This is a genomic window from Sphingomicrobium arenosum (assembly GCF_026157085.1).
Lineage (GTDB): Bacteria > Pseudomonadota > Alphaproteobacteria > Sphingomonadales > Sphingomonadaceae > Sphingomicrobium > Sphingomicrobium arenosum.
Genome location: NZ_JANPVN010000001.1, coordinates 2,187,826 through 2,200,000 on the forward strand (window position 1 = coordinate 2,187,826; position 12,175 = coordinate 2,200,000).

A 12,175-nucleotide genomic window follows, 5' to 3' on the forward strand; every position below is an offset into this window, starting at 1 on the left:
GGTCACAGCGCCTCGACGCTGCCGTTGGCGGCAATGGCGACGGTCGCGGTGCGCCCTTCCGGATCATCGAGGATGAAGACGGTGGGGGCCGACGGCATGCCGAGATTGTCGAAGCGGAGCCCGAGGGGCTCGCCCGACGTGCGCGCCGTTACGCCATCGGCAAAGGCGGTGCGCCCGTCGAAACGGTTCGAATCGAGTGGCACCCATTCGCCCTGACGATATTGTTCGAAGGCGAATCCGGCAGGGGAGACGCTGAGCCCGGTGGGATTGCCGCGCAGGATCGCCTCGTCGCGCAGTGCCGCGATACGCCCGGCGAGCATGACGGCCTCCGAGCGCGCGGCATCGGCGGGGCGCATGGTCAGCACGACCGCGGTCGCGGCAAGGCCGAGGAGGACGAGCACGACCATCAGTTCGACCAGCGTGAAACCGGCAGAACGAGGTGGGTGCCTCCTAGCCGGCGGTGATGTCGGCATTCTCGCCTTCGCCGCCGGGCGCGCCGTCGGCGCCCATGCTGTAGATCTCGTAGGGGCCGCCGTCGGGAGCGGGGATGCGGATCTGATAGGGATTGCCCCACGGATCGTTGGGAATGTCGCGGACATAGCCGCCGGGGCGATAGCGGTCGGGCTGGGCGAGGCCGGCGGGCGGGCTCTTCAGCGCCTCGATCGAAGCGGGAAAGGCGAAATTGTCGATCCGATACTGCTCGGCGGCATTTTTCAGCTGCGCGATGTCGGCCTGCGCCTTGGTGACATTGGCCTTGTCGAGGCTGGGGAGCACGTTGATCATGACGACGGTGCCGAGCAGGCCGATGATGACGATGACGACCATCAGCTCGACGAGGGTGAAGCCGTTCTTGCGCTTCTTGGCGCCGTTGGCGGTGGGACGGGTCATGACTTATCCGATCAGGGTCTGCAGTTGGAGGATGGGCATCAGGATGGCGAGCACGATGGCGGCCACCAGCGCCCCCATGATGATGATGATAAGCGGTTCGAGCAAGGCCAGCGCGCTGCTCGTGAAGGTGTCGAATTCGCGCTCGAGATAATCGGCGGCCTGCGACAGCATGGGGCCGAGCTGGCCCGCGCTTTCGCCGCTGGCGGTGAGGTGGACGAGGAGCGGCGGGAAGAGGCCGGTGCGTTTCAAGGCGCCCGACAGGCTGCCGCCGCCGCGAATCTCTTCCTCCATCGCCCGCGTCGCAGCAGCGAGACGGCGGTTGGAGATGGTGCGCGCGGTGAGCGCGAGGCCCTCGACCAGCGGCAGCCGCGCGGCGACCATGGTGGCGAGCGTGCGCGCCATGCGCGCGGCGTTGAGATCGCGCAGCAGCCGCCCGAAGAAGGGCAAGCGCAACAGCCAGCTGTCGAATTTCAGGCGAAAGGGTTCGTTGCGAAGCATCGCGCCGAGCAGCGCGACCGCGCCGAGGATGAGGAGGCCGAGGAGCCACCACCAGTTCGCCAGGAAGTCGGACAGCGCGATGACCACGCGGGTGATGAAGGGGAGCTGCTGGCCGACGTCCTCGAACTGTTCGACGACTTTTGGGACCACCGCGATCATCAGCGCGGCGACGACGCCAATGGCGACTAGCGTGAGGACGGCGGGGTAGGCGAGCGCGCTTAAAAGCTTGGAGCGCATCTGCGCCTGGCGTTCCTGCAAGGCGGCGAGGCGGTCCAATTGTTCGGACAAGGTGCCCGAACTCTCGCCCGCCGCGACCATCGCGCGGTAGAGCGGGTCGAAGCTTCGGGGTTCGCGGCCCAGCGCATCGGCGAGACGGCGACCCTCGACGACCTGGTCGGCGACGCGGTTCACCACCGCGCGATGTTCGGGCTTTTCGGACTGGCGCGCGATGGTGCGTAGCGCTTCTTCCAGCGGCGAGACCTTGATGAGGGTCGCCAGCTGGCGGGTGAAGAGGACGCGCGCCTTGGCATTGAAATGCTTAGCCCGCGACAGGCTGATCTGCTTGGCGCCGACGCCAACGCTCGGCGCTGCCTTGTCGGCGGCGGTCAGGCGAACGGGCAGCAGGCGGCGCTTCTCGAGCGCGGCGCGGGCTTCGGCCTCGCTGCCCGCGTCGATCTGGCCGCGCTTTTCACGGCCCTTGGCGTCGACCGCCAGATAGGCGAAGCGAGCGGCCATCAGGCGGCGTGATCCTGTCCTTCTTCTTCCTCGTGGCGCGAGATGCGGATGGCTTCCTCGGGCGTGGTCTCGCCCGCGCGGACCAGCCCCCGCGCCGCCGAGCCGAGGTTGGGGGCGTTGAGGAAGGCGTGGCGCGCAATCACGGCTTCATCGCCGCCGTCGGCGATGAGGCGGCGGATGGTGCCGTCGACGCGGACCGCCTCGAACACGCCGATGCGGCCCTTGAAACCGGTGTCGTGACATTCCTCGCAGCCGCGCGCGCGGTAGATGATCTCGCCTTCATCGAAGCCCAGCAGCGCGGCGATCGAGCGATCGGCCGTGACCGGCTCGCGGCAGGTCGGGCAGAGGCGACGAACGAGGCGCTGCGCCACCACCGCCCGCAACGTCGAGGCGATGAGGAAGGGCTCGATCCGCATGTCGCGCAGGCGGGTGATCGCACCGACGGCGTCATTGGTGTGGACGGTCGAGAGGACGAGGTGGCCGGTAAGGCTGGCCTGGACCGCGATGTCGGCGGTCTCGCGGTCGCGGATTTCGCCGACCATGACGATGTCGGGATCTTGGCGCAGGATGGCGCGAAGGCCCGCGGCAAAGCTCATGCCGACCTTGGAATCGACCTGCGTCTGGCCGATGCCGTCGATCGAATATTCGACCGGATCCTCGACGGTGAGGATGTTGCGCTGGCCATCATTGAGGTGAGACAGGCAGGCATAAAGGCTGGTCGTCTTGCCCGAGCCGGTGGGGCCGGTGACGAGGATGATGCCGTTGGGTTCGGCCAGTGCCTCGCGCAGGATTTCGTCAGCGGCGCCCGAAATGCCGAGCAGGTCGAGGCTGAGCCCCGCATTCTCCTTGTCGAGTATACGCATGACGACGCGTTCGCCCGCGCGGCTGGGCAGCGTCGAGACGCGCACGTCGAGCTGACGCCCGCCGAGCTTCAGTGCGATGCGTCCGTCCTGCGGCACGCGGCGCTCGGCGATGTCGAGGCGGGCCATGACCTTGATGCGGCTGACCACCACGGGGGCGGCGTGCGCGGGCATGCGAAGATGCTCCTTGAGAACGCCGTCGCGCCGCAGGCGCACGACGAGGCCGCTTTCATAGGGTTCGATGTGAATATCGGAGACGCCGAGGCGGACGGCCTCGGCGATGATGCCGTTGATGAGACGGATGGCGGGCGCATCGTCCGAGCTGTCGAGCAGATCCTCGGCGCTGGGAATGCCGCTGGCGAGCGCGTCCAATTCATCGCCGCCGCCGATGTCGCCGATGCCCTCCGCCGCGCCGCCGGCATAGCGGGCATGGAGCAATCGGTCGAAGTCGCTGGCCGAGACGAAATCGATCGCGAAGGGACGCGCGAGATAGCGGCGTACCTCGATCAGCGTGGCGGGATCGGCTCCTTCGCGCAATGCGACGCGCAATTCCTCGCCGCTATCGGGGTTGATGAGCACGCCCTGTTCGCGCGCGAATGCATAAGGGATGTCGATGATCGCGCTGACCGGCAGTTCGGCGCCCGGCGCCTCGAGCGCGAGATCGCCCGGCTGGGGGAGCATTTCATCGGGCACGAACATGCCCGGCTCCTCGATCGGATCGCGGTTGCCGCGGCGGATGATCATTCCTCGCCCTCCAGCGGTTCTCCCGTCTGCGAGGCGGGCAGCTCCACCACGGCGGGCGGACGATAATATTGATCACCGGGGGCAAGCGGCGCGGCGACCGGCGCGGCGGCACCCAGATAGTCGCGCACCAGCGCGTCGAGCGAGGGCTCGTAGCCCGGATTATTGTACCATTGCGCGGTGCGCATATAGTCGTAGCGGCGCGCGGTCATGGCCCGCGCATCGGCGGCATCGCGGATGATGGTCGGGCGAATGAAGACCATGAGATTGGTCTTGTTGCGCGCCCGGCTGCGCGACTTGAACAGTTCGCCCAGGAGCGGGATGTCGCCGAGGAGCGGGATCTTCTCGATGGTCTTGCGCTCATTTTCATCGAGCAGCCCGCCGATGGCGAGGATCTCGCCGTCATCGACGGTCAGCACGGTCTTGAACTCGCGCTTGTTGATGACGAGATCGGCCGAGCCTTGCGCGACCGGTCCCGCGACCGAGCTGACCTCCTGGCGGATGAAGAGCTTGATCGAGCCCGAGCTGTTGACCTGTGGCTTCACGTCCAGCTGGATGCCGACATTCTGCCGCTCGACGGTGCGGAAGGCGTTGTCGAAGTTGGAGGAGAGGGCCTCGCCCGTGGTGATCGGCACTTCCTGGCCGACCAGCAAGCGCGCTTCCTGATTGTCGAGCGTGAGGATCGACGGGGTCGAGAGGATGTTCGATTCGGTGTCCGACTGGACCGCGTTGACGATGGCACCGAACAATGCATTGCCCGCAAGGTTGACGACGCCCCCCGCCAGCCCGCCGGTGGTGTTAAGGAGCGAGGCGGCGGCGGCCTCGTTGACGCTGTCGCCAAGCGGATTGTCGTAGGTGGTGGTCACCACCCCGTCCGAATTGACGCTGGTCTCGCGGCCCAGTTCGTAATTGGCGATGGCACCGCCGACCGCGAGGATATTGGGCTGGGCGTTCGAATAATTGGCGGCGAGGAAGGGCGAATTCTCGCCCGCGAGCAGGAACTGGACACCGAGCTGGCGCGCGGCATTGTCGCCGATCTCGACGATGATCGCCTCGACCAGCACCTGCTCGCGGCGCGTGTCCAGCTGGCGAACGATCTCGCCGATCTGGCGCTGCACGTTGGAATTAGCGGCGACGATGATCGCATTGGTGCCCGAGTAGCGGGTGACGACGGCGGGGCCGAAGCGGGCAATGCCGTTGTTCGTCGTGCTGACGGTTTGCGTCATGGCGGGTTGGGCGGGCGGCTGCGCCGGGCCGGCGCCCGTGCCTTCGCCTTCCTGCCCGCGGATGAAGCCGGGTTCGGAGGAGGTAACGGTGACCGGCTGGCCGAGCAGCTGCTGGAGCACCGGAAGCAGCGCCTCGGCATCGGCATGTTCGAGCCAGTAGATGCGGATATCGTTGCCGCCAGCGGCCTGTGCGTCGAGTTCGCGGGCGAGCGAGGCGTAGCGCGCGACGCTCTCGGCGGGGCCGCGCAGGGCGAGGCCGTTGGCGCTGTCGATGGCGCTGACCTGCACCGGGGCGGCGATGCCTTCGTTGCCGCCGTTGAGGCCCTCCAATGCCTCGGCGACTTCGCGTGCGCCGGCATTTTCCAGATAGACGATATCGGCGGTCGAATTGTCGGTGTCGATGCGGCCGATGAGATTGCGGATGCGCACGACATTGTCGGCATAGTCGGCGACGATGATCGAATTGGCGTTGCGATTGGCGGTGATCGAGCCTTCCGAGCTGATCAGCGGGCGCAGTGTCTCGATGGCACCGGCGGCCTCGACCGTTTCGAGCCGGAAGATCTCGGTGACGAACTGGTTTCGTGCCGCGCCGCGCAGGCCGCCCGTGGGCTGGGTCGCGGCCCCTTGCGCCGGCTGGATGCGATAGCCCCCCTGGATGGGAATGGCGACGAGCCCATTGGCGCGCAGCGTGGCGAGAAAGACCTCGAAATATTCGGACCGCGACAGCGAGCGGTTGGTCACGACGCTGATCGACTGGTTGACGCGGCTGTCGACGACGAAGGTGAGGCCCGTCACGCGGGCGGCATCGTCGACGAAGGCGCGCACGTCGGCCTCGCGGAAATTGAGCATATATTGCGCGCTCGCCACCGAGGGCGTGGCGGCCATGATGCAGGCGGCGGTGAGGAGGGCGAGACGCTTCATGACGATATGCCTTGTCTTACAGGTTGACCGCGATCGGCACGGTCTGGGCGCCGCGCTCGACCATCAGGCGAATGCGGGCGGCGGGTTTCAATGAGGATTTCAACTGGTCGATGTCGGCCTGGCTGTCGACGGGGACGTCGTTGACCGAGACGATGACGTCGCCGGCGCGCAGCCCGATGACCGACAGCAGGGCGGGATCGGTGGTGATGGGCAGGCGGATGCCGGTGATCTTCCCCCCGGTGCGGCGCGGTTCGAATTCGAAGTCGGGGATCATCGCCTGCGCGGCGGCTTCGGTGCCGGCGGCGGCGCTGCTGGTATCGGGCACCTCGATCGTATCGGCGGGCAGCGCGCCATCGAGATAGAGCATCTCGCGTACGCCGCCGCGGTCGAGCACGACATGGTCGAAGGCCACCTCGGCGAGGCGAACGCCGGGGGAGACTTCATCGCCGACGGCGAAGCTCTGCTGCACCCCGTCCTCGCCCGCAATGATCGCGCTGCCCGTCCCCGCGCCGCGATTGAGGAGGGTGCCGAACAGCTGGAGATCGAGATCGGTAACGCTCTCGCCCCCCGCCGCGACAGTGGCCGGGGTGCCGGGGAAGGGATCGTAGCTCGACAAGAGGGCATCGCGCGCGCCGTCCGACAGGAAACGCGGTGCCGCGACGCGCCAGTCGCCGAGCGGCCCAACGGGGGTGACGAGCACCCACAAAAGGCGTGCAAGCAACGCGGCGAGGATGGCGATCAGGCAGGCGCGCGCGATCAGGTGCAGCTCGGCAAAGGCGAGCCGGTCGCGGCGCCCGGGACGGGCCTTGAGAATCGAAGCGAACATTGATGCCATTCCCGCTGGATTTCCTAGCGATGATCGGGACTTGTGACTCTATGAAGACATGATTTTGACGCAAATGCGACAAGAAAAGGGGTCGGACGCCGCATCCGGCCTCCGACCCCTCTTTTTGGCAGACCTGTTGCTAGAAGGTCAGCGAGGCCGACAGCGAATAGGTCGTGCCCCGATCATAGGTCTGGATGAGCAGCTCGCTGTCGTTCAGCGTCTGCACCTCCTCATAATCGGTGCCGAGGATGTTGCGCACCTCGGCCTTCACCTCGAGCTCCTTCGAGCCGACCTCGAACCCCTCGCGCCAGACGACGTCGAGGTTCACCCCGGGGGTCTCGATATAGTCGGGCGTGCCATTGGGACCGCGCGCAGTGACGCGGTCGGACGCGTAGGTCAGGAGAATGGTCTGCTGCGACAGGCGCTCCTCGTTCTCGAGGCCGAGTTGCAGGTTGACGAGATGCTCCGACTGCCCCGTCAGCGGCGCGCCATCGTTGAAGATCGAACTGGCAAGCGTTTCGGCGGGCTGGCTGACGAAGCTGATCGTGGTGTCCTCGGGCCCCACCACCAGTTCGGACTGGGTGTAGGTGTAGTTGGTGATCAGCGCGAGGCGACGATCGGCAAGGAAACCGCTGTCCATCCCCATGTCGTAGAAGGGGAGATATTTGCGGAATTCCAGCTCGGCACCATAGAGCCGCGCCTTGGGGGCGTTGGCAAAGCTGGTGATCGAGAAGGAGCCGATGTTGGTCGCGGTCGATTCGATCGGTCGGTCGATCTCCTTGTAGAAACCGGCGAGGCTGACGATCTGGTCGCGCGCGAAATAATATTCGTAGCGCGCATCCAGGTTGAAGATTTCGCTGTCGGTGAGGAACTGCGAGCCGAAGAAGGTGCGACCGCTTTCGTAATCGACGAATGGCTGCGGCGCGAGTTCGCGGAACTGCGGGCGGGCAATCGTCTTGGACGCGCCGAAGCGCAGCTGCATGTCGTCGGCGAAGTTCCAGGTCAGCGTGCCGGCGGGAAGCCAGTAGCTGCGCTCGAGGCTGGTCTCCGCCGCCGGGGTCTCGCCGAACAGGGTGACCGGGGTCACCGTCTGGGTGCCGTCCTCGTAGCGCACGCCGATGTTGAGCAGGATGTCGCTGGCGGGCTCGACCTCGAGCATGCCGTAGACCGCCTGCGTCTCGAGCGCCGCCTGATAGGCCGCGGTGCCGAGGCCGCCCGTCGTCTCGCGCAACGTGATGTCGCTGGTGTGGACGTTATAGTCGCTCAAGAGATAGTCGATGCGCTGCTGGGCGATATAGTCGGGCAGCGCGGCGAGCGGGAAGAAGTCGAAATCGCGGCGGATCGCCTCGCGGCTATTGTCCGAATAGGCGTAACCGACCGACGCCGTGATCGGCATGGCGGTGGGCAGGTAATAGGCAAGGTCGACCGCGCCGTACCACAGCTCGTCGTCCAGTTCGGAGAAGCTCAGCGTGGCCGAGTTGCCCGGCGAGCGCAGGTCATTGACGTAATCGTCGAACTCGGTGCTGTAGACATAGCTGTAGGCGCGCTCGTACGGCGCGTCGCGGCGCGACTTGGCGTAGGACCCGCGCAGGTCGATATTGAGATCGCCTACTTCGAATTCGCCGACCGCCTGAACATCGTAGAGTTCGCGTTCGAAATAGCTGGTCGCGCCCTGCTGGAGCGTGGGGTTGTCGGGATCGATCTTCGAGATCGCCTCGAAGTCCTCGCCCGCCTTGATTTGTGCTTCCTTGAGCGCGTCGCGGATATAGACGCCGACGAGGCGCAGCTTCTGGTCATCCAGGCTGAAGGTCGTGCTCGCCATGCCGTTCACGACGACGCGGTTCTGGGTCGAGACGTAATCGAAGGTCTGTTGGGCGAAGAGTTCGGCATCGGGGGTGTCGACCGCGCCCAGTGCGACGCCGAATTCGCGCTTGCCCGCGCGGGTGCGCCAGCTGTTCGAGATGCCGCCGACGACGATGACGCCAAGGTCCATCGCGCCGAGCTCGAACGTCTGGCCCGCGCCGAGGTCGGCCGACCAGTTGACCGGCACATCGTTTGTGCGCTGGATGAGGTTGGTCGAGGCGTTGTCGAGGCTGGCGGTCAGGTCCTTGATCTCATCGAGCGAGAAATTTTCGCCGCGGGTGATGCGATTTCCCGACGCGAAGGCGCTGGCCAGATTGGCGGGCAGCGAGCGATTGCCATCGTCATAGCCGAGGAAATCGGTCGAGCTGCCCCAATAAGTGTAGCCGAGGTTGAGGCTGGTCTCGCTGTCGTAGCCGATCCCGCCGCCGACCGAGAAGAAGCCTTCGTCGGGGACCGAACGGGTGGTGAGGTTGATGACGCCGCCACCGAATTCGCCGGGATAGTTGGCGGAATAGCTCTTCTGGACGACCGTCGAGGCGATGATCGAGGTGGGGAAGAGGTCCAATGGGACGACGCGGCGGAGCGGCTCGGGGCTGGGCAGCGGGGCCCCGTTCAAGAGCGCCGAGCTATAGCGCTCCCCCAGGCCGCGCACATAGACGAAGCGGCCGCCGACGACCGACAGGCCGGTGACGCGCTCGAGCGCCGAGGCGATGTCGCCGTCGCCGGTACGGGCGATGTCCTCGGCCGACAGGACCGAGACGACTTCGGGCGTGGCGCGCACGGGGTTGGGAATATAGGTGCCGCGGATGATGATGGGATCATCGTCGTCGCGGTCCGCGCCGGGGCCCGAGATCTCGACCTGTGGATCGCTCGCGCCCGGCTGGGCGGCGTCGAGGGTCTCGTCCTGCTGGTCTTCGGGGTCGCCGACCATGCTGGCAGAGGGCGAAGCGGGCGGGGCATCCTGCGCGAACGCGGGGGCCGCGGCGAAAAGCGCGGTGGTCGCGAGCAGGGCGGAAAGCGTGGCGGTCTTGGTCATCGGGAGATCTTCCGTGCGCGTCTTGTCGAACAATGGGGGAGCGGCAGCCCTGGCCGCCGCTCCCCGCATGTGGGTCCGGGTGCGGCGGCTTAGCCGGCGTCCGGGATGTCGAGGCAGCTCATCTGGCCGGTCAGGCCACAGGTCCAGCCGACCCACCAATCGTCGTTGGCGTCCTCGACCGCGCCGACATAGTCGACCGCGTCGAAGAAGCTGGCGAACTGGAGGTCGCTGTAATCGTCGACTTCGGCCGCCGCACTGGCGTTGACGAAATTCACCGCCGAGATCGAATAGGGCGAGGGCAGCGTGATCGAGCTGTCGTAGGTGGTGTTGCTGGTACCATCGAACAGCGCCGCGATTTCGGCGATCGAGACGCCGTCGCTGGCGCCCGAGTCATCCTTGAACGGAGTGGCGGTGCAATCGAGATAGACGCCCTTGATTCGCGGCGCGCCTAGTTCCTCGCCAAGACCCGTGGTCTCATCGACCGTGTTCTGCTCGTCGAAGTCGATGCAGGGGCCGGTCGAGACGATGAGACCGTTGTACATCGCGATGTCGGCAGCGCCGCGAACGTGGACATATTCGCCGGTCCGCGGGGTGATGAAGGTAAAGTTGGCGATCTCGATGTTGGTGCGCGGCAGGAGCGCCTGGTCACCCGGCGAGTCGATTTCCATCAGCTTGTCGCCGCCGGTGTCGCGCTGGATCACGAGCGCATATTGGATCGCGCCCTTGAAGCCGTTGTCGGCGTCGATCGAATCATCGTCATTGCCGGTCAGGACCAGATACTTCTGGTTCACGCGGCCACCGAACCATTCGATGCCATCGTCCGAGCTGTTGTGCACCTGGACATGGTTGAAGGTCGTGCCCGACCCGACGCCCGCCAGCGTGATACCGTTCAATTCGCTGTTTTCGGCGGCCTTGTAGCCCGAGTAGCGGATCTGCAGATATTCGATCACGCCCGAATTGTCGGCGGCGTCGGTGCCGCCATAAAGCGAACCGGCGGTGCCTTCAACCTGGAGGCCGCAGGGCGCGCTGGTGGTGCCGTCGCCGCAGCCTTCGGCCGGGGCCTGGCCGAGGATGACGAGGCCGCCCCATTCGCCGATCGAGTCGGCATTCGCTTCGCCGATCACGTTCGAGCGCGAGGTCAGGACGACCGGTGCGCTGGCCGTGCCCTGGACGAAGATCTGCGACCCGCGATTGACGACGAGGAAGTCGGCCTGTGTGCGGCCATAGGCCACGACGCCCGCATCGAAGGTGATGCTGCCGGCATCGCCGCCTGCGAGGTTGCCGTCGGCGCCCATATCCACGCCGACCTCGGTCTTGCCGCCGATCGTGTAGATGACGCCCGCGACATTCTCGACGAACAGGTCGTCGGTGATGAGCTGCGGGAGCTGGCAGATGCGACGATTGTCGCCCGAACCCGCGCCGCCCACTTCGATCGTGCCGAAGTTGGTGAAGCCGGTGGGGCAGGCGTCGGCCGCTTCGCCGCCGGTGCCGCCACCGCCGCCGCCACCGCCACCACCACCGGTGACCGGGGGAACGACGACGATCACGCCATCGCCGGGCGAGGCGACATCATCGGCGCCGCACGCCGACAAGGCGGCGCTGGCCGCGCCGAGAAGGAAAAGGTTACGAAGGGTCGTCGAACGCTTGGTCATCATTGGGTCTCCGCGTGGCGGTGGTTAGACAAAGCCAGGGAGACAGGTGCGCATGACGCCGCGCCCGACCCCCCGATCCACTGCGGGACTAGGAGGCGCGATTTACGTCATGATGCAGGTTCGATGACGCCGGATCGACGTTTTCGTGACGGACGCGATATGGCGGCGTGACAAGCGCATCGCCCCCACTTGACGCCTTTGTGACGTGGCGGCGGTGGTGCCTGTAAAAGCGCGATATTCCGGCCGGTCCATGGACCGGGGCGCGGGTGCGGCGTGAAAGTCACGCCATCACGGGAAGCGTCAGTCCTGGCGGTCGTCGGGCTCGCTCGCCGAATCGACCGGCCGCGGGCGGGCGTTGGCGTCGATTGCGACAAAGGTGAAGGACGCCTCGGTCACCTTCACGTCGCGCGCGCCCCCGTCGCGGGTGGCGACGACCTCGATGCGGATGGTCATCGAGGTGCGCCCGACCCGCTCGACATCGGCGTAGACGCTGATCAGGTCGTGCAGCAGGATGGGGGCGATAAACTCCATGCGGTCGATCGCCACGGTGGCGACCTGCCCGCGCGCGCGGCGCGCGGCAACGATGCCGCCCGCGATATCCATCTGGCTGAGCACCCAGCCGCCGAAGATATGGCCGTTGGCATTGATGTCGGCGGGGCGCGGGACGACGCGCAGGATGGCCTGGAGACCGTCGCGGTTCATTGGGGGTCCTTGTCGATGAGGGCGTTGCTGTCATGCGCCTCGGCGTCATGGCCGCTGCGCGCGCTATAATACATGATCGCCATCAGGAAGGAGGCGACCAGCACGCTGCCGCCGGCGAGGATCGCCACGGCGAGCAGCAGGTGGATGGTCGGGGCCTCGCTGTTCTTGAAGGTGATGGCCACCGCGAGCAGCGCGCAGCCGAGCGAGAAGAGCGCCAGGCGACGCAG

10 protein-coding genes (1 of these 10 cut by a window edge) are annotated in these 12,175 nt (G+C 66.5%); all 10 read right to left on the bottom strand.

Going from position 1 to position 12,175, the window contains the following annotated elements; all coding sequences use genetic code 11:
- Positions 1 to 2: 2 nt before the first annotated feature.
- Positions 3 to 473 carry a GspH/FimT family pseudopilin gene (locus NUW51_RS11005; protein ID WP_265587569.1) on the bottom strand — a complete coding sequence of 157 codons (471 nt, stop codon included), beginning with the start codon at positions 471 to 473 and terminating at the stop codon, positions 3 to 5.
- Positions 451 to 888, bottom strand: coding sequence for a type II secretion system major pseudopilin GspG (gene gspG / locus NUW51_RS11010; protein ID WP_265587570.1), 438 nt, complete (start codon positions 886 to 888; stop codon positions 451 to 453). The genes NUW51_RS11005 and gspG overlap by 23 nt, the downstream gene beginning before the upstream one ends.
- Positions 889 to 891: 3 nt before the next feature.
- Positions 892 to 2,121, bottom strand: a complete 1,230-nt coding sequence (gene gspF, locus NUW51_RS11015; RefSeq protein WP_265587571.1) for a type II secretion system inner membrane protein GspF — start codon at positions 2,119 to 2,121, stop codon at positions 892 to 894.
- The gene (locus NUW51_RS11020; protein ID WP_322597090.1) at positions 2,121 to 3,725 is read right to left on the bottom strand and encodes a GspE/PulE family protein; all 1,605 of its coding nucleotides are present in this window, start codon (positions 3,723 to 3,725) and stop codon (positions 2,121 to 2,123) included. Before NUW51_RS11020 ends, gspF begins: the two co-directional genes overlap by 1 nt.
- Positions 3,722 to 5,869, bottom strand: a complete 2,148-nt coding sequence (gene gspD / locus NUW51_RS11025) for a type II secretion system secretin GspD (protein ID WP_265587572.1) — start codon at positions 5,867 to 5,869, stop codon at positions 3,722 to 3,724. Before gspD ends, NUW51_RS11020 begins: the two co-directional genes overlap by 4 nt.
- A gap of 16 nt (positions 5,870 to 5,885) precedes the next feature.
- Complete coding sequence (locus NUW51_RS11030) at positions 5,886 to 6,695, bottom strand: type II secretion system protein N (protein WP_265587573.1); 810 nt, start codon at positions 6,693 to 6,695, stop codon at positions 5,886 to 5,888.
- Between the two features lie 139 nt (positions 6,696 to 6,834).
- Complete coding sequence (locus NUW51_RS11035; protein ID WP_265587574.1) at positions 6,835 to 9,594, bottom strand: TonB-dependent receptor domain-containing protein; 2,760 nt, start codon at positions 9,592 to 9,594, stop codon at positions 6,835 to 6,837.
- An 89-nt stretch (positions 9,595 to 9,683) separates the two neighbouring features.
- Entirely contained in the window at positions 9,684 to 11,249 is a 1,566-nt protein-coding gene (locus NUW51_RS11040) for a hypothetical protein (RefSeq protein WP_265587575.1), read from the bottom strand.
- A 297-nt stretch (positions 11,250 to 11,546) separates the two neighbouring features.
- A complete protein-coding gene (locus NUW51_RS11045) occupies positions 11,547 to 11,948 on the bottom strand; it encodes an acyl-CoA thioesterase (protein WP_265587576.1) in 402 nt (133 codons plus the stop codon).
- On the bottom strand, positions 11,945 to 12,175 hold the 3' portion of the coding sequence (locus NUW51_RS11050; RefSeq protein WP_265587577.1) for a hypothetical protein. It continues 57 nt past the right edge of the window; only the last 231 of its 288 coding nucleotides appear in the window; its start codon lies off the right edge, out of view; the stop codon is at positions 11,945 to 11,947. Before NUW51_RS11050 ends, NUW51_RS11045 begins: the two co-directional genes overlap by 4 nt.

Coding starts and splice junctions, on each gene's coding strand:
- NUW51_RS11005 (WP_265587569.1), bottom strand. CDS start 473: ATGCCGACATCACCGCCGGCTAGGAGGCACCCACCTCGTTCTGCCGGT.
- gspG (WP_265587570.1), bottom strand. CDS start 888: ATGACCCGTCCCACCGCCAACGGCGCCAAGAAGCGCAAGAACGGCTTC.
- gspF (WP_265587571.1), bottom strand. CDS start 2,121: ATGGCCGCTCGCTTCGCCTATCTGGCGGTCGACGCCAAGGGCCGTGAA.
- NUW51_RS11020 (WP_322597090.1), bottom strand. CDS start 3,725: ATGATCATCCGCCGCGGCAACCGCGATCCGATCGAGGAGCCGGGCATG.
- gspD (WP_265587572.1), bottom strand. CDS start 5,869: ATGAAGCGTCTCGCCCTCCTCACCGCCGCCTGCATCATGGCCGCCACG.
- NUW51_RS11030 (WP_265587573.1), bottom strand. CDS start 6,695: ATGTTCGCTTCGATTCTCAAGGCCCGTCCCGGGCGCCGCGACCGGCTC.
- NUW51_RS11035 (WP_265587574.1), bottom strand. CDS start 9,594: ATGACCAAGACCGCCACGCTTTCCGCCCTGCTCGCGACCACCGCGCTT.
- NUW51_RS11040 (WP_265587575.1), bottom strand. CDS start 11,249: ATGATGACCAAGCGTTCGACGACCCTTCGTAACCTTTTCCTTCTCGGC.
- NUW51_RS11045 (WP_265587576.1), bottom strand. CDS start 11,948: ATGAACCGCGACGGTCTCCAGGCCATCCTGCGCGTCGTCCCGCGCCCC.